The sequence below is a fragment of the Halobacteriovorax sp. genome (assembly GCF_048381875.1).
Lineage (GTDB): Bacteria > Bdellovibrionota > Bacteriovoracia > Bacteriovoracales > Bacteriovoracaceae > Halobacteriovorax_A > Halobacteriovorax_A vibrionivorans.
Map to the genome: position 1 here is coordinate 807,681 of NZ_JBLXBP010000003.1, position 16,016 is coordinate 823,696.

The window sequence follows — 16,016 nt, forward strand, 5'->3', positions numbered from 1 at the left end:
CTTCTTCTCCTATTCTAAGATGGACTCAACAATGTTGATCTTCTCACCATCTTTCAAATAACGCTGATCACTTAGGACAACTTTTTCACCTTCTTTAAGTCCTGACTTAATAGCAAAGTAATCCTTGTTATCACTAATTGTGACAATATCTCTTCTTTGAACTGTGTTATCGTCATTAACAATATAGACATGGTCAGTACCACCACGATTTGAAACTGCGTCTCTTTTTACAACAAGAGTATTCTTTGTCTTACTCGTTTGTATATTCATGACGTATAGATTCGTTGGTAGCTTTTGATTTGCAAAAGAGACGACAATCTTATGAAGTCCTGAAAGACGATTTGCTCGTTTTTCAACAGAGACAACTGATCCATAAAGGGATTCGTTATTTAGCCTTATACTGGCCAAGGCCCCAGGCTTGATTTGTGTCGCTATCTTGGGTGCTACTGAGGCATATATCTTTGAACCAAGATTATTACCTGTTACAATTACATTATTAGTGAAAGACTTTCTTAAGACTTTTGTAATATTAACTGGAGTTCCGGTTTTTTCTCTAATTGTAAAAACAGTAGGTGTCTCTTTCATTTTTTGTTTTTGTATCTGCTTATCTTTAACAAAAAGACTCGCCCCGTATATAAGGCCAATAATTAAAACAAAGACTAATTGCTTCATTATCTACCTCCTTTATTTTTTGAACTAGTTTTTGTCAGAAGTCTGTCCATTTCTGCACGTGTTATTTGTATTTGTAATTTCGTTTGTGCAAGACTTAGTCGGTTCTGTGTTAATTGGATCTCGCTATCATTCAATTGCAATTGTGAAACTCCACCAGACCGAAAAGAACTAAGAGCAACTTTATAAGAAGAAGATGCCAGCTCAACTGCTTCATCTTCCGCATCGTATCTTTCTTGGAGCCCTTCATAGTCTTGTTTAAGCTTTAGATATTGCGTTCTAATTTCACGCTTCATTTGTTTTAATTTAAGTGTGGCAATATTGTAGTCACTTCTTTTTATTGCAACTTCTGAGTTCTTGCTTCCGCCAAGGTCCCAGTCAAAACTAAACTGAACACCAAATGTTAAATCCTTTTGGTCATGAGTTGTTTCTCCTGCAAAGAGATCTGTTTTAGCTAGAGTAGGAGAGTAAGAAACATAGACTCCTAAGTCTGGAAGCCTTTGAGACTTTGCTAACTCGACCGAAAAGTCTGCGAGGCGAATATTTTCTTTTAAAATTTTGATATCAACAGTCTCTTCCAGTTTATTTAGATCATTTGTTGTTGAAATTTTCTTCTTTGGTCTAAGTGGTGTGCTTAATACTTCAACTTCATCTTCATAATCAAGTGCGAGATAATTCTTTAAGTCTAGAACAGCATTTTTTAGATTTTTCTTGGCGATAATCCAATTTGGTTTTCGACTAGCAAGGTCTGCTTGCATTTTTATATTATCATTTCTTGAAATTCTTCCGTATGAAACTCTATCCTCTAAAGCTTTCTTGTTCTTAAGTGCGTTCTTATATGAGTCGTAAGTGATTTTAACAATTTCTTCATTGAATAAAACTCTGTAGTAGAGCTGTTTTGCGACGTTTATTACTTGTGCATTTGTTAACGTTGTATTTAGTTCACTAATTCTTTTTGCAGATTCTGCAATACTCTTTCCATTGCTAATTTTTCCAAATGTATATATTGGCTGAGTAAGTTGAATTGTACCGTTGTGATTCCAATCATATCCGTAAGGAACAAAGTTTCCTTCACCATCACTTTTTCTTATGCCAGCTGTAATCGAAAGAGTAGGAAAGTAGTTTGAGTTTGCGCTACTTAGTGCTTCTTGGGCCTGGTCTAATTCTTCTTTAGCAATACCGATTGTTTCATTTCGCTTTATCGCTAAATCGATTACTTTGTTTTCATCTAATTTATAATTTGCTGCATATGCACTGGAAATTAGGCATAGCGCTGTCGCAACTAAATATTTTAGTTGTTTCATGTCTGTCTCCTGTCAGTTCTCGTTTTTAAGTTTTAGCGTTTACTACCGTAGAATTCCTCTATGAAGGTAAGTTGAGAAAGCAGTTTCTGCTTTTCTTCGTCACTAAACTTTGAATAGATTTCATCGCTCATTGCAAAGTAGCGTGGCATTACACGATCAATAAGCTCGAGCCCTGGTTCTGTTAAGGTGATCTTTTTTGAACGTGTATCGTTCTCATCTACTACCTTCGAGATTAGTTTGGCCTTTTCAAGTCTGGTTACAATGCCAGTAATATTGGCCTTAGAAACCATCAACTCTTCTGCTAACTCTGTTGTGGTTACTGATTCTTGATTACAAAACTTTAAGACCAGTAAAACATCGAATTGAGGTTTTGTTAGATTATATTGGCTTACTTCCTCAGAGATCATTTTATCGATAATTCGCGTCGTGCGAACCATTCTCGCAATAATACTTTCTCTTAAGGCATTAGATGTTACAATTGACATATATACTCCATACCTGTTAATGTCTTAACTATATAGTTAACATGTTAACTAATGTGAATCAAGAAAATTCTTTAACATTTTAGGGCATATCGATGAAAGAGAATAAGACTAAACAAAATTTAATCCATGTTGCTTTGCCATTGATGGCCGAATATGGTGTCTACGGCGTAAGCCTTCGAGATATCGCAAAAAAAGCCGAGGTCAATGTTTCTTCGGTTTTATATCATTTTGGCTCTAAAGAGGAGTTCATTACTACTTGTGGTGAATTTTGTGTACAGAGGTTAGTCAGTTCTATTGACTCAATAGCGCAAACAGAGTTCTACAATATTGATGAATTAAATCAAAGTATTCATAAAAGTGTTGAAGCTTATCGCGATGAAATTACAATTATTGTTATGCTTTTAGTAATTGAAAGTTCAGGCTTTCGCAAAGTGTATGAAAAATATGTTACTGATAAATTTGTAAAGGTAAGTGGGAGTAATACTCCATATATTCTAAATCTTAGATCTTTTATTTCTTTTGCACTTTTTAAAAGTATTGATCTTAAGGTCGCTAATAGCAAACTTGAAGGTAATGGCATAGTGGATCTTCTCTGCCAAGCACCTATTTCAAATGAAACACTGTAAGCTAGAGCTTACAGTGTAATTCGTGCCATTTCTTTTCCAACTCTTGACGATCTTCAGGATGAGCAATCTTTATAAGTTCTTGGGCCCTCTGTTTTAAGGACTTTCCGTAGAGATTTGCAATTCCGTATTCTGTGACGACATAGTGAATGTGAGAGCGTGTTGTCACGACTCCCGCACCACTTTTTAATGTTGGGACAATTTTTGGAATGCCTCGTTTACTGCGCGAATTGATGACGATAATAGGCTTTCCACCTTCTGCAAGGCTTGCCCCTCTCATGAAGTCCATCTGTCCGCCAACGCCGGAAATAATATGATGTCCGATTGAGTCTGCACAAACTTGTCCTGTTAAGTCGATTTCAACGGCACTATTAATTGCACAAACTTTTGGATTTCTCTTAATGATACTAGGGTTATTCACATAGTCGGCTTCAAGCTGAATTACACTCGGGTTATCATTGATAAAATCATGAACATCTTTACCACCAACAATAAATGAACTTACAGTCTTTCCTCGATGAACGTTCTTCATGGAGTTATTAACAGCGCCAGACTTTATCAGTTTTAAGGCACCGTCAGACCACATCTCAGTGTGAATTCCTAAGTTCTTATGATTAGTTAAACTACTTAATACAGCATCGGGAATACTTCCTATTCCCATCTGAAGAGTGGCACCATCTTCAATGAGTGTCGCTGTAAGCTGACCTATTTTTAAATCCTCTTCGCTAAGGGGACTTCCATGACTATCTGATAGTACGCGATTAATTTCGATAGCGTAGTCAATTTCACTTACATGAATAAATCCATCCCCATGAACACGAGGCATATGTGGATTGATTTGCGCTATGACAACCTTGGCACTATTGACCGCTGCCTTGGCCACATCAACTGAAGTTCCAAGAGTACAAAAACCATGAACATCTGGAGGGCTTACATGAATTAAAGCAAAGTCGAGGGGGACTTGTCTTGATCGAAATAGGTTTGGGATCTCAGACAAAAAGCAAGGAAGATAATCAATGCGATCATAATCCACATACTTTCTTAAGTTTCCTCCTACAAAGAGGTTTACGATATTAAATATATCTTTGTATTTAGTGTCTGCATACTTCGCCTCACCGTGTGTATGAAGATGAGTTAGTGTTACATTGTTTAGGCGCTGAGCATTTTCGATTAGTCCATTAATTAACTCAGTAGGAGTTGCATCACCACCGTGAATAAAAACATTTGAGTTTGAATAGACATGAGAGAGTGCTTCCTTTGCGCTATTTAGTAATTTCAAAAGTCCTCCTTTTTCATATCCCTAGAATACGCCTAGTGAGGTTGAAACTAAAGTTATTTTGACGACAATTTTTATATGCCATCAATTCAAAAATTAGGGTATATTCCTAGCTATTATGGTTATCGAAACAACATCAAAACGACTCAAAGAATTAATCTACTTTACTATCCCACTTGTCATCGGACAGGTTGGGCAAATGTTATTTAACGTTGGAGATATCTTTGTGGCCGGGCGCTATTCCACTGCAGCTGTTTCTTCTATTGGAGTTGCATCTGGAATGTTGGCCCCATTTGTTATGATTGGTGTATCAGCTTTATTTTCTGTAAGTGCAGTTACTGCAAGAATGAGAGGTGAGGATGCTAATCCTCATACTAATGGTGTATGGGGAAGTGGAATGACTTTGGCCTTGGGCCTAGGCTCTCTTATTTGTCTTGCACTCTATATCTTTACGTATTTTGTCGATGCAATTGGCCTTAATAAAGAAATAGTTCCACTCGTTAAAACCTATCTGCTTTGGGTTAATATCTCCATTATCCCGGCCTTAGTTTTTCAAATGATTAAAGAATACCTTCAGGCCTTTGATAAAACTATTTTTTCAAATGTCTTAATTATAGTGATGAATATTATAAATCTCATTATGAATTACTGTCTAATGTTTGGAATTGGTCCTATTCCTGAAATGGGAATTAAGGGCGCTGCCGTTGCAACTGTTATTACCCGCTTTGTATTAGCGATCATTCTCTATGTCTATGCATATCGAGTTCTTCCAATTGAAAGTCATTTTAATAAGAAGTCATTTAAAGAGTTAATTAGGCTGGGGATACCTGTAGGTCTTGGAACATTCATTGAAGTTCTAATGTTCTCAACTGTAACTGTTCTTATTGGGAGAATGAGTCTCGTAGCATCTGCTTCTCATAATATCGTTCTAAATATAGCTGGACTCACATTTATGGTTCCTCTGGCAATTAATGGAGCTGCTGGTGTTAAGGTGGGATATGGACTTGGAAGAAAAGATATGGATATGATTAAGAGTTATTCTTATGGTTGTATTTTTATGGCCGAAGCTTACATGCTTTGTATGGCAATGTTCTATTTCTTATTTCCTGAAACATTAATGAGTCTCTTCACAACAGATAAAGAGGTTATTGCTTACGGTGCAAATCTTTTCTTCTTTGTCGCCCTTTTTCAAATACCTGATGGACTACAAATTACCATGTGGGGAATCTTAAGAGGATTGGGGATGAGTAAGCTACCTATGATTTATTCGTTTTGTGGTTATTGGTTAATTGGAATCCCTGCTGGAATCTTTCTTACTTATTATCATGGAATGGAAGCTGCTGGGTTATGGGCCGGTCTTGCTATTGGCCTAACGATGGCTTCAGGTGTCTTGTCGTATTTATTTGTAAAAAGAATTGGTGAACTTGAGCTTCTTTGGGAGAAGTAATAAATCATTCTTCATTATTGAGGTTTAGCATTTTAGCTTCATTCAAATAATCTTTCATTGAGTGGTCTATCGTTGGATTTAGTTCTTCGATCTTATTTACAAATTGGCCAATCTTTTCAATGGCATGATCTAGTCTGTTTATTGCTTTATTATCTTTTAAGTCCTTTCTTAATAGCTTAGAAATATTTAGAGCGATATTTAATTGATTATTTATTTCGTGATTGTAAGTTGCCACAATCGCATGAAATAATTGTATCTGTTTATTGTGTATATCCTTCTTATGTAGTTCTAAGACTTTTGTTTGTGTTTCTATACGAGAAAGAAGAACTTCAAATTGTATTGGCTTATTTACATAATCATTTGCACCTAAAGTTAGTGCATCAACAATTTCTGACGTTGTATTTTGTGAAGTCACCATAATGACTGGGATATTGTTTTGGCTATAATACTGACGTATCTCTTTTAGTACGTCATAGCCTGAAAACTTAGGCATCATGATATCTAATAATACAATATCTGCATCTTTTACTATTTTTATATCTTCCATGACAATTGATGGGTCATTATAAACACTCACCGTATATTGAAGTTTTTTCAACTTTGTTGAAAGGATATGAGTGGAAATCTCGTCATCATCGATGATTAATATCTTATACATTTATGCACCTAGTTCTGTGGATATCTTTGTCAATTTCTCTTGTGAAAGAAGTGATACCTCTTTGAGCTTCTTTAAGTTTTGCGTTACTTCGTAGAGTTTGTGTGATCGTGCTGCATCTTCTATTAATTCAGCATATTTAATCGCTGGTACGATATGAAAGTTTGCAATGGCACTTCTATAAGAATGAGCACTAATTCTTAAGTTTTCAAAGTCTTCTTCATCAAGAGCACTTTCTATATTTTCAATTAACATCGGTGAGCTACTAAGTAGCAGATCGATTGATTCTTTTAGTAATTGTTTATCCCCATCAAACTTTAGTAGTAATTCTTCTTTTGAAATGAGCTTGTTTAGATAAGGATATTCCGTTGTTGATTTCTGATACGTATTGTTCTTAGTTACAATATTTTCAGAAATAATACCTTTCAAGCTTTCAAAATCTATTGGTTTAGAGAGAACTAAATCAACACCGACATCTTTAAAATCTTTATTCTTTGATACTTCAATACTTCCAGTAAGGGCGATTATTTTTGGAGCTTTTAGGCCATACTTTTCATTAATAAGCTTGGCCGTCTCAATCCCATCAAGGGTTGGCATATGGTAGTCAATAAAGACAAGATCAAAGCGTTTTTGTTCTAGTCTTTCTAGTGCTTCATGGCCATTTTTTGCGAGTGACGCTTTGATATCTAATCTCTTAAGGTACTCTTCTAAAATTTTTCGTTGGATCTGGCTGTCATCTACGACAAGTACGTTAAGGGTATTGTAACTTTCAGATATAAATAATCTTGTATTGTGAGTAGGGACATTACTTGGAGTACATTCAAATTCGATCTTAACAGTAGTACCTTCTCCAGGGTTACTTTCAATATTAATACTACCTTTTAAGAGTTTTATAATTCTTTTACTTATTGATAGACCAAGTCCTGTACCACCAAAGTCCTTTGTCGTTCCTAGCTCAGCTTGTTGATAATCTTCAAATAGTTTAGGGATTTGTTCCTTATTTATGCCAATACCCGTATCGATTACTTGTACTGAAATTTTAGTCGAGTTATTAGCATTAGGTTTAAAGTCCGTAATAATTTTAACCTTTCCATTCTTAGTAAACTTAACAGAGTTACTTACGATATTATTTAGAACTTGTCTTATTCTATATGAGTCACCTTTAAACCAAGTCGGAATCTCATTTGAGAATGAATAGCTTATTGTTGTGTTATTCTTTGCACTCTCTAATGAAAATAAAGTGACTACATCTCTTATTAATTCTTTAAAATTGAAAACTTCTTCATTTAATTCAAGCTTGTTTGATTCGAGCTTTGATAGGTCAAGAATATCATTAATTGTCTTCATTAAGGCCATAGTAGAGGACTTAATGATTTGCACCTTCTTTAAGTCCTGTTTGTTCTTTAAGTCTTTTGATAGTATATCCACCATACCAATAATTCCATTCATTGGAGTTCTTATCTCATGACTCATATTTGCTAGGATTGATGACTTTATCTTTTCTGAGTAGAGGGCCTCTTTTCTTGCTAATTCGACATTTTGATAATTATAAATTAACAGTCCTCCAAGTAATGAGATAAATGAACCAAATATTAGGACAAGCTCAGCTGTTGATGAAGAAAGATTTGCAATATATTGATCAGTTGGTGAAATTGAGATTTTCCATTCTCCACCATTTGTATCTAAGAGGAAGCTAGCGATATTATCATTTTTATTTTTCTTATTCGAAGAAGTATAAATAAGGCTGTTGTTTTCAAGAACTCTAATCTGAAATTTTTCTTTATCTATGTCAGCAAAAACTTGATCGAAAAGTTTTTTGATATTCGTTGATATGACTTGAATACCAATTAACTGATTATTAGATATAACTGGTGTTGATACGTAGACGAGAGATTCATTATTGTTATTTTTAACTACATTGCTAATTAGGAGCTTGCGACTTTGTGATGTATTATAAAGTATTAATTCTTTGACCCTCTTTTGGTCTAAATTGATTGATAGCTCACGCTTTGGGTAGAAGAATCTTCTGGGAGGATCATTTAAGTAAAGCTCTAATTGTTCAAAATATTTAAAGTCGTCGTAATAGTCTTTAACATCTTTTTCCCATCTCTGCTCATTAACACCTTCAGTATATGTAAGTCGTTGAGAGAGCCTTTCGATCGCTTTTAACTTTTCTTCAATGACGATTAATACCTTACTCTCAAGATCTTGTGAGTCGTGTATGATCGTTTGCTCTATTGTTTGGGCCTCATTTTGTTTGATAAATTGTGCCGCAATAACAAATGAAACTAAAATAACTAATGCAGTTGGTATTGGTAGCCAGTTAAAGTAGCTACGATGTCTAAGCCTTTTAATTACATAGTAAAAGAATCCACTTGATAAGGTAAGAAAAAGAAAAGATGTATGAATGGCCATTCTCGTATAATTTTGCCAAGCAAATGTTACATCAATTCCTAATAAATATCCAAGAAACGAAGTAGCAGATAAAGCAATAATAATTGATGTGATGATCAATTTTAAAACGAGTAGTCTTTTTTCTGTAACTCTAAATAAACTAACAAAGGATAAAGCCGAAATTAGAATAAAACATGTTGCCGTGTTAGGGGACATTCTTCCAGGAAATGCTGACTTCACTAATATATAATGTTCAAGAAAAAACTCATCGATACCTAAGTTGGTTCCAATTAAATATTGGAGAAGGCTTGTGAAAGAAATCAAAAATAATATTGTTGAAAAGATATGCTGAATTAATATGCTCTTTATTCTTTTCTTATAAGATATAAAGTAAATAGTTGCTGCAGATAAGATGAAGCAAAGGGCCGTGTTAAATTACATTGGAACAAAGTTTGGTTGCACTTGAATCAAAGAAGGGATGTTCTTTATCCAACCAAACATTACTGATGAGGCAATTAAAGTGACGATAAAAGAAGATACTTTTATTGTAGTATTTTGATCATTCAAAATCTTGCTTACTTTCTTATAAATTGGAGTGAGCTTTGTCATATTCTCCTCCAGCTTAGCTGTGAGTTTTAACGATCTAGGTATTCACTTATTTTTTCAAAATCAAACGGCTTAGAAATGAGATCGACAACGCCAAATTTCAATGCATCCTTTCTAATTTGTGGGTTAAAATAACCCGTTATGATGAGCACTGGAGGATGCGATGGATGCCTCTTTCTTAACTCCTTTAAAAGTGTCAAGCCGTCCATTATAGGCATCTTTAAGTCACTTACAACAAAATCAACTTCATTTTTCAATATGTAATCAAGTGCTGTTGCACCATCTTCGAAACCCACTGCTTCATGGCCGAGATCTTCTAGGATCTCCACATATATTTCATTCAATGTTGTTTCATCTTCAGCAATTACAACTTTCTTTTTTGTTTTATCTAGCATACATGTATCTTATTGAATTTATTTAGTTTGAGCAACATATGGTGTGTTACAGAACATTGCGTTTGAAACATGATAAAAATCAGCTAATTATAGATTTTGCCTTAAGAGAGATGAAAGTTTGATAAGACTTTAGATAAGAAATTTAATATTTTTAAGAAAAAATTTAGCTAGCTTGATCAAAAGTCTTTTCAATTTTTCCAATGACATTGTCGAAATCAAATGGTTTTGTCATGAGATCAAGAGCGCCTAACTCTTTGGCCCTTAAAGTATTTGCTTCATCGATAAAGCCAGTAATAATAAGAACAGGTGGAATTTCTGGGTGAATTTTTCTAAGCTCTTCGATAAGAGTTATTCCATCCATTTTTGGCATTTTTAAGTCCGTGACTAGAAAGTCTACTTGATTTTCTTTTGCAAAGGCCAGAGCCTGATGGCCATCATAAACACCAACTGTTTTATAACCAAGTGACTCAAATGCTTCAACATACATCTCATTTAAGATTGGTTCGTCTTCGGCAACTAGTATGACTTTCTTTCTATCAGTATTCATATAGGTTGATTATATTGCTTTACTATTTAAAACACAAATTCATTATCAGCTCTTTTGATACTAAATTTAAATATCGTTTATTTCTAGAGGGTTAGTAGATAATTGAATATAGCATCCTTTTGGACTCCTTAATTTTGTATAATTCTCTGATGCAGCTCAGTTTATTCTATTTCCGGGGTGGTAGAATTTAGTTATAGAAAAAGGAGCTCATAATGAAGAATATAAAAGTCGAAGAATTTACAACTCCAATAATGCATGTCATTTCACAAAATGCATTATTAGATCAAGCCTTTAATATCATGAAAGAAAATAATATTAGACATCTACCCGTTAGTGATGGTGATCAAATTATAGGCATTATCTCTGAGCGAGATGTCATGGCATTGTATGGGAAGGATTGGCAGGGAGATATTCGTGTCAAAGATTTCATGAATGAGTCTGTTCTGAGTGTTTATCGCGAGGATAATATCGGAGAAGTTGCTTATCAACTTTCAAGCAATAAAGTCGGTTCAGCAATCGTTTTAGATGAAAACGGAAGGGTCTACGGAATCTTTACTGTAACTGATGCTTTAAATGCTTTAGTCGAGATCTTTGTCACAGATGCGTATCAAAGAAGTGATATTCGATAATGATTTATTCAGGAGGAACCTTCAATATCGAATTTCCTGTTTAATATTTTTACATCACTTGTTGTTTTTTCATTAGAAGTGCGCCTAGATCAATAATTGATATAATCCATGTCAAATTAATAAAATAGGATGCTTAACGATGAAAAAGTTAATTACTTTATGCTTATTATTTATAACAACAAGTGCTTTTGCTCAAAATGGCTGTTTTTATAATATGTCTGAGGAGAAGGTTCTTAATCTTAATAAAGCAAAACTAGATGCTTATACACTTATTTATGATGCTTCTTTATGTACAGATAATACACTCATCCATTTAAAGAGAGAGTTAATGGCCGCTTCAGAGTCAAAACTTTCTTATCTTAAGTCCCGTGTTGAAGATTCTCAAAGTACACTTTTAGGTGCCTTTGGAAGTATGGGACGCCATGGAGAAATGAAAGAGAAGTATGAGGCCCAATTGTCTAAGATTCAGTCTGCTCTTGGCCTTGTTTTAATTGAAATGAGCAAGCGAGATTTATAAATCTCAAGCTTGCTTTTTCACATCATTTCACATGATTTTGTAATATTAGTTACTTATAATTGATCCTTCATTTTTTCACAAAATGTGAATACCTGTCTTGTAATATGCTGTAATTATTGGTTTTTCTTCTTTTGTGAAAATCTTTTTTTGTTTTTGTGAAGATTTTGCTTGCCATCATTTTCTTAAATTCATAGATTCTTTTCAACAAATTAACATTGAAGTTTTTTTAGAGAAAACTTTTTGATATTAACAAACTATCTTTAGGGAGAATTTATGAAACTTATCGCACTTTTCGCAATTTTATTTACTGCTAACACTTTTGCATCACAAAGAAATATCATTGGTGATGAAGTATTTTTCTCAGCACAAGGTCATGTTGGATCAATCCTTGAGGTATGTACTGATGGTGAAAACCTAAGAACATTATCTCCTGTAAAATATTGTACTGGATACTCAAAGGTATGGGTTGCAGACAGTGGTAAAAAATCAGATGGACACTATGATTACGTATGTAATGGTTTTGAGACAGGTGTTCTATCTACTGCAATTAACTATACTGTTAAAGTTTGTCTTGAAAGAGAATACACAAGAGATAGCGATGACCGCGTACTAGGTAAATGTCTTCAATACGGAATTGAAAATCGTTCATATGAATTAGATGGAACTCTAGACGTTGAGTACACTTCAAGAGGTGGAACTAACGTTTATAGAACTAGCGAGTTAGACTACAGCGTACCAGCTTGTAACTAATAAGTGATTGTGTTGTAGGGGGGCCATTATTGCCCCCTTTTCGTGTTTTTAAAGAAGATAATCGGTAATGGAAAAAATATCAGCTTTAAATTTTGATAATTTTTTAGACTACTTAAATTATGTAGTTTCGCCGGCTTCTCACTTTAAATCACGTCCAAAGACTCTCGAACAATGGGCCGCTCGATTAGGCTACAAGTCATCTTCTATACTCTCAATGGTTCTAAAAGGACAACGGATACCTAGTCATGACTTAATCGCATCGATTGCTTTCGACTTGGATCTCTCGGAAGATGAAGCAAGATACCTTCAATTACTTGTTCAGCTTGAAAAAGAAAAACGAAAAAACAAAGACTGCTCGAAAACTTTACAATATTTAAATAAGCTCAAATCTCATGGGTCGTTTAATCGGATAAGTTTAGATGAGTTTTCTTATATCTCCGAGTGGCATTTTTTCGCAATTAAAAACCTCATCTTTTTAGAGGACTTTAAAGAAGATTATGATTGGATTTCATATCAACTAAGAGGAAAAATACAACCTAATAAAGTTAAAAGTTCAATTGAGCAGCTTGTAAAGATGGGAGTTCTTGCAAGAGATAAGGATGGCAATTTAAAAAAACCGACAAAGGGTTACTCTACAGGAGATACGATTCCTTCTTCTGCCATTCGCTCTCATCATAAGGAAATGATTTCAAGAGGGCATGAGTCCATTGATGAAATAGAAATGGCCCTAAGGCAAATTAGCTCTTTAACACTGGCCATTAGCGATGATGATATTTCAAAAGCTAAGGATAAGATTATAGAGTTTTGTCAGGAATTTAATCACACTTTTGCAAAAGATAAGAATGCAGACTCAATTTATCAGCTCAATATTCAGTTTTTTCCACATACTTTAGTGAAAAAAGGTAAGTTACAATGATGAAAATAGTTATCTATAAATTTATTTTTTCAATTTTAATCCTAGCTCCACAGGTTTTTGGCCATGGTGTCTTAAAAGATCTTGACTCTACGATTGAAGAAATCCGACTCAGAGGTAGTGTCACTCCAGACTTAATGGCCAGAATGGGAGACTATGTTGGTAATGGTGGCGGAGTCGTTGAGCAAGACTTTACAAATGCGCTTCTAAATTTGCCTCTTTATATTGAAGACTGTCTTCTTTCATTAGATTGTGAATTAACAAATAAAGAAGAGTCTGATTTGCAAAAGATATTAAAAACGGCACGAATTAATTCTAAGGATAGCGAAAAGTTAATATTCTTATCGGGTGAGAATAGCGGTAAGTTATTTTACACAGAAGGTGAGCATAAAGTACGCCTAGCAGTTACCGGACTTACAAATGATGCTCCAATCTTTATTAATAGTGATCTTTTATATGAAGAAGTTGATCAAAGAGATGTTCCAGCGATTGATTTTGGCCAAATTGTTACTTTACTAATTCATGAAACAGGACACCTATCAGGATTTAAAGATCATCATTATTTAGATTATCTTGGGGCAAAAGTAAGTGCTAACATGAATCTTAATAAGAAGCAGATAAGTTACACATTAAAAAATAATAAAGAATTAAAAATTGATGTTGTAAATTTCTCTTCTGGTTATACTTTTTCAACAGTACAGATGTATTATTTAGAGAAGTCATTTTCTCTGACGCCTGACTTTAGAAAAAACATCCAATGTGATGATGAAAGTTTATTTCCTGTTGGTATGAAGCTTGAAAATATACATTGGGGTAGAGAATATCTGAATAATTCTAATTTAAATATAATCCCTTTTAAGGGCTGGCTTACGATTACATGTTTTGATGGCCGTGGAATGACGTGGATTGAAGAACGTATATTTGAGGCTCATATTCAGCTAAACTCCAATGCCACTTATTTATTAGATACGATATTAATTGAATAAGGTTAGTTATTTCAATAAGTTATTCTATTTTAACTTATTGGTAGTATAGTGTTTTTCTAAAGTTTTCTCACCGATAAGCCGAAATAGCTATAGAGGTATTTCGTGGGGGAGATGTGAGAAAAGTCATTAAGAACATTGTTCTTATATTTTTATTCCTTAATTTTAATTTTCTAGTGTCAGCGAATAGTTTTCAATGGACACAAGAGAGACTAAGTATTGCTTATTCTAAATTAAGTTCTAGCGATCGAAAGGATTTACATTTAAACCTACTAAACTCTCTTGATCAGCAAGCAAAGAAAACTGACTACGAACAAAAAAAGATTAATGTATATTTAACAAATAATTCGTTCTTTCTATTAGAAAGTTTTCTAAATAATGCTTACGCTTCAATGGATGATCCAACAATCTACTGTCATTTCGGCGGCTGGATGACCACAATAAAAAATACGAAATGCCAGGCACCTTGGTCTCGCTCTGTTCGAAATAATACGGAACTTGAAGTATTTGGAGAAAAGTATCGTAACTCTTGTGGCGGTGCAAATCTCTTTCGCTGTAACCCTTTAATCTTTGGCCCTGGTGATGATGGAAAAGGTATTTGTACAACAACAGATGATTCTGATCCTAATCTTTCAACTAGTTCTTGTATTGATGACTTCTTGGCCAGAGCTGGAGACTTAGAAAAGCATGTAAATTCTTTGATTAATAATCCGCACAAGCTTAGTCAATACCTAGCTATAACACTTGAAACACTTCGCTCTTGTGAAGTCCAAGACACTCCATTTGAATACTGTGATAGACTTTCCGAAATTTTAGAAACAACATCTGAAGTCGTAGTTCAATGTTCTAATCAGGAAAACTTATTATCTTATCTACCAGAGATTATTACCCCTTTTAACCAAGATGAATTGGATCGAATTACAAGTGGGCTTGGGGAAAAGGCCGTTCAATATGCAAAAGAGCTGGAAGAAAGACAAGAGGCGGTAAGATTGCATAATCGAAACATATTAGAGGAGGCCATATCAAATGCAACTCAAGAGCCTCGCATGCGAGATACAATTACTCGAATAAGAAATAATGCGTCTAAATGTCTACGTGAACTTTGTAATAGGAGTGGATACACAAATTCAAAGCCTGCCGGCAGATCAATTGCAAAGTGTGCAGCATATGTTAAACACGCGATCTATCCTTATCCAGGTGAAGAAGGGGAGCGTTATGCGAACTTTTCGGAGTATCCATGGAGTCGTAATGCCGATGATGCTGTTGAGGGTGGAAACTGGCTAAAAGACCATGGATTTGAGAATATTTTAGATTATCCTGAAATGTCTCACTTAACTCCTGAGACTGCTCCTCCTGGTGCGATTATCGTTTATGAAAAAATAAATTCAAATCGTAAAACAACAGTTGATGGAGTGAGGCGAGGGGCCCCTGGACATATTGAAATTAAAGCATCTGAAAATGAATACATTAGTGACTTTATCAATGATGAACCTACTCGTGTAGGTGGTCTTAGAAGGCCTATTGCTATTTATTATCAAATACCAGATTCATATAAGGAACAACTGCAGGAGGTTCCACAATGATTAAAAAAGTCTACTTAAAACATTTCTTTATATATTTTTCAGTACTGCTTTTTTCATTTCAAAGTTTTGGTTCAAATATGAAAGAAGTTTACTTAAAAGATCTAAGGGCCGTAAAAGAGATAAAGGGTAGTGGGGATAATAATCTCTTAACACTTATTCGTAAAAGCTCTGATGAGCTTGTTGATGAATGGTCTCCTGAGTTGGCCAAAGAACTTTGCCGCGTTTATGATAAGCTTTTAG

General features: G+C 34.5%; 18 protein-coding genes. 9 read left to right on the plus strand and 9 right to left on the minus strand.

The genetic code is table 11. The features are described from left to right. Positions 1-9: 9 nt before the first annotated feature. The 3 genes from ACN5L8_RS12370 to ACN5L8_RS12380 are packed head-to-tail and all read right to left on the minus strand — an operon-like array spanning position 10 to position 2,458. Complete coding sequence (locus ACN5L8_RS12370; RefSeq protein ID WP_419173166.1) at positions 10-672, minus strand: efflux RND transporter periplasmic adaptor subunit; 663 nt, start codon at positions 670-672, stop codon at positions 10-12. Then, positions 672-1,973, minus strand: coding sequence for a TolC family protein (locus ACN5L8_RS12375; protein ID WP_419173167.1), 1,302 nt, complete (start codon positions 1,971-1,973; stop codon positions 672-674). Before ACN5L8_RS12375 ends, ACN5L8_RS12370 begins: the two co-directional genes overlap by 1 nt. A gap of 32 nt (positions 1,974-2,005) precedes the next feature. Beyond that, the gene (locus ACN5L8_RS12380) at positions 2,006-2,458 is read right to left on the minus strand and encodes a MarR family winged helix-turn-helix transcriptional regulator (RefSeq protein ID WP_419173168.1); all 453 of its coding nucleotides are present in this window, start codon (positions 2,456-2,458) and stop codon (positions 2,006-2,008) included. A 92-nt stretch (positions 2,459-2,550) separates the two neighbouring features. Between ACN5L8_RS12380 and ACN5L8_RS12385 the strand changes: the two genes are divergently transcribed. Further along, positions 2,551-3,084: a TetR/AcrR family transcriptional regulator gene (locus ACN5L8_RS12385; protein ID WP_419173169.1), complete on the plus strand. Its 534-nt coding sequence runs from the start codon at positions 2,551-2,553 to the stop codon at positions 3,082-3,084. Between the two features lies 1 nt (position 3,085). On the opposite strand, the gene ACN5L8_RS12390 is transcribed toward ACN5L8_RS12385, so the two are convergent. After that, the gene (locus ACN5L8_RS12390) at positions 3,086-4,360 is read right to left on the minus strand and encodes an acetyl-CoA hydrolase/transferase family protein (protein WP_419173170.1); all 1,275 of its coding nucleotides are present in this window, start codon (positions 4,358-4,360) and stop codon (positions 3,086-3,088) included. Positions 4,361-4,475: 115 nt separating this feature from the next. Here ACN5L8_RS12390 and ACN5L8_RS12395 point away from each other — a divergent pair, with 115 nt between their 5' ends. Then, a complete protein-coding gene (locus tag ACN5L8_RS12395; protein WP_120405130.1) occupies positions 4,476-5,804 on the plus strand; it encodes an MATE family efflux transporter in 1,329 nt (442 codons plus the stop codon). Between the two features lie 4 nt (positions 5,805-5,808). Here ACN5L8_RS12395 and ACN5L8_RS12400 read toward each other — a convergent pair whose 3' ends face one another. From ACN5L8_RS12400 to ACN5L8_RS12420, 5 genes are all read right to left on the minus strand, one after another. Further along, complete coding sequence (locus tag ACN5L8_RS12400; protein WP_419173171.1) at positions 5,809-6,462, minus strand: response regulator; 654 nt, start codon at positions 6,460-6,462, stop codon at positions 5,809-5,811. Continuing rightward, complete coding sequence (locus ACN5L8_RS12405; protein ID WP_419173172.1) at positions 6,463-9,093, minus strand: ATP-binding protein; 2,631 nt, start codon at positions 9,091-9,093, stop codon at positions 6,463-6,465. Between the two features lie 195 nt (positions 9,094-9,288). Next, positions 9,289-9,462 (minus strand): hypothetical protein, encoded by a 174-nt coding sequence (locus ACN5L8_RS12410; protein ID WP_419173173.1) that lies wholly within the window; start codon positions 9,460-9,462, stop codon positions 9,289-9,291. Between the two features lie 26 nt (positions 9,463-9,488). Then, entirely contained in the window at positions 9,489-9,854 is a 366-nt protein-coding gene (locus tag ACN5L8_RS12415; RefSeq protein ID WP_419173174.1) for a response regulator, read from the minus strand. A 163-nt stretch (positions 9,855-10,017) separates the two neighbouring features. Beyond that, the gene (locus ACN5L8_RS12420) at positions 10,018-10,401 is read right to left on the minus strand and encodes a response regulator (RefSeq protein ID WP_419173175.1); all 384 of its coding nucleotides are present in this window, start codon (positions 10,399-10,401) and stop codon (positions 10,018-10,020) included. Between the two features lie 212 nt (positions 10,402-10,613). Here ACN5L8_RS12420 and ACN5L8_RS12425 point away from each other — a divergent pair, with 212 nt between their 5' ends. The 7 genes from ACN5L8_RS12425 to ACN5L8_RS12455 form a co-directional block, all read left to right on the plus strand. Continuing rightward, positions 10,614-11,030, plus strand: a complete 417-nt coding sequence (locus ACN5L8_RS12425) for a CBS domain-containing protein (RefSeq protein ID WP_419173176.1) — start codon at positions 10,614-10,616, stop codon at positions 11,028-11,030. A 139-nt stretch (positions 11,031-11,169) separates the two neighbouring features. Then, a complete protein-coding gene (locus tag ACN5L8_RS12430; RefSeq protein WP_419173177.1) occupies positions 11,170-11,547 on the plus strand; it encodes a hypothetical protein in 378 nt (125 codons plus the stop codon). Between the two features lie 273 nt (positions 11,548-11,820). Continuing rightward, complete coding sequence (locus ACN5L8_RS12435; protein WP_419173178.1) at positions 11,821-12,297, plus strand: hypothetical protein; 477 nt, start codon at positions 11,821-11,823, stop codon at positions 12,295-12,297. Positions 12,298-12,364: 67 nt separating this feature from the next. Beyond that, positions 12,365-13,213 (plus strand): DUF4423 domain-containing protein, encoded by an 849-nt coding sequence (locus tag ACN5L8_RS12440; protein ID WP_419173179.1) that lies wholly within the window; start codon positions 12,365-12,367, stop codon positions 13,211-13,213. Next, the gene (locus ACN5L8_RS12445; RefSeq protein WP_419173180.1) at positions 13,210-14,196 is read left to right on the plus strand and encodes a hypothetical protein; all 987 of its coding nucleotides are present in this window, start codon (positions 13,210-13,212) and stop codon (positions 14,194-14,196) included. The genes ACN5L8_RS12440 and ACN5L8_RS12445 overlap by 4 nt, the downstream gene beginning before the upstream one ends. A gap of 173 nt (positions 14,197-14,369) precedes the next feature. Beyond that, the gene (locus ACN5L8_RS12450; RefSeq protein WP_419173181.1) at positions 14,370-15,776 is read left to right on the plus strand and encodes a hypothetical protein; all 1,407 of its coding nucleotides are present in this window, start codon (positions 14,370-14,372) and stop codon (positions 15,774-15,776) included. After that, positions 15,773-16,016: hypothetical protein (locus tag ACN5L8_RS12455; RefSeq protein WP_419173182.1), on the plus strand; the 244-nt coding region annotated here is incomplete at its 3' end. The genes ACN5L8_RS12450 and ACN5L8_RS12455, both read left to right, overlap by 4 nt.

What these genes read in the sequence shown, in the direction of transcription:
- ACN5L8_RS12370 (WP_419173166.1), bottom strand. Translation starts at nt 672, where the DNA reads ATGAAGCAATTAGTCTTTGTTTTAATTATTGGCCTTATATACGGGGCG.
- ACN5L8_RS12375 (WP_419173167.1), bottom strand. Translation starts at nt 1,973, where the DNA reads ATGAAACAACTAAAATATTTAGTTGCGACAGCGCTATGCCTAATTTCC.
- ACN5L8_RS12380 (WP_419173168.1), bottom strand. Translation starts at nt 2,458, where the DNA reads ATGTCAATTGTAACATCTAATGCCTTAAGAGAAAGTATTATTGCGAGA.
- ACN5L8_RS12385 (WP_419173169.1), top strand. Translation starts at nt 2,551, where the DNA reads ATGAAAGAGAATAAGACTAAACAAAATTTAATCCATGTTGCTTTGCCA.
- ACN5L8_RS12395 (WP_120405130.1), top strand. Translation starts at nt 4,476, where the DNA reads ATGGTTATCGAAACAACATCAAAACGACTCAAAGAATTAATCTACTTT.
- ACN5L8_RS12400 (WP_419173171.1), bottom strand. Translation starts at nt 6,462, where the DNA reads ATGTATAAGATATTAATCATCGATGATGACGAGATTTCCACTCATATC.
- ACN5L8_RS12410 (WP_419173173.1), bottom strand. Translation starts at nt 9,462, where the DNA reads ATGACAAAGCTCACTCCAATTTATAAGAAAGTAAGCAAGATTTTGAAT.
- ACN5L8_RS12415 (WP_419173174.1), bottom strand. Translation starts at nt 9,854, where the DNA reads ATGCTAGATAAAACAAAAAAGAAAGTTGTAATTGCTGAAGATGAAACA.
- ACN5L8_RS12420 (WP_419173175.1), bottom strand. Translation starts at nt 10,401, where the DNA reads ATGAATACTGATAGAAAGAAAGTCATACTAGTTGCCGAAGACGAACCA.
- ACN5L8_RS12425 (WP_419173176.1), top strand. Translation starts at nt 10,614, where the DNA reads ATGAAGAATATAAAAGTCGAAGAATTTACAACTCCAATAATGCATGTC.
- ACN5L8_RS12430 (WP_419173177.1), top strand. Translation starts at nt 11,170, where the DNA reads ATGAAAAAGTTAATTACTTTATGCTTATTATTTATAACAACAAGTGCT.
- ACN5L8_RS12435 (WP_419173178.1), top strand. Translation starts at nt 11,821, where the DNA reads ATGAAACTTATCGCACTTTTCGCAATTTTATTTACTGCTAACACTTTT.
- ACN5L8_RS12440 (WP_419173179.1), top strand. Translation starts at nt 12,365, where the DNA reads ATGGAAAAAATATCAGCTTTAAATTTTGATAATTTTTTAGACTACTTA.
- ACN5L8_RS12445 (WP_419173180.1), top strand. Translation starts at nt 13,210, where the DNA reads ATGATGAAAATAGTTATCTATAAATTTATTTTTTCAATTTTAATCCTA.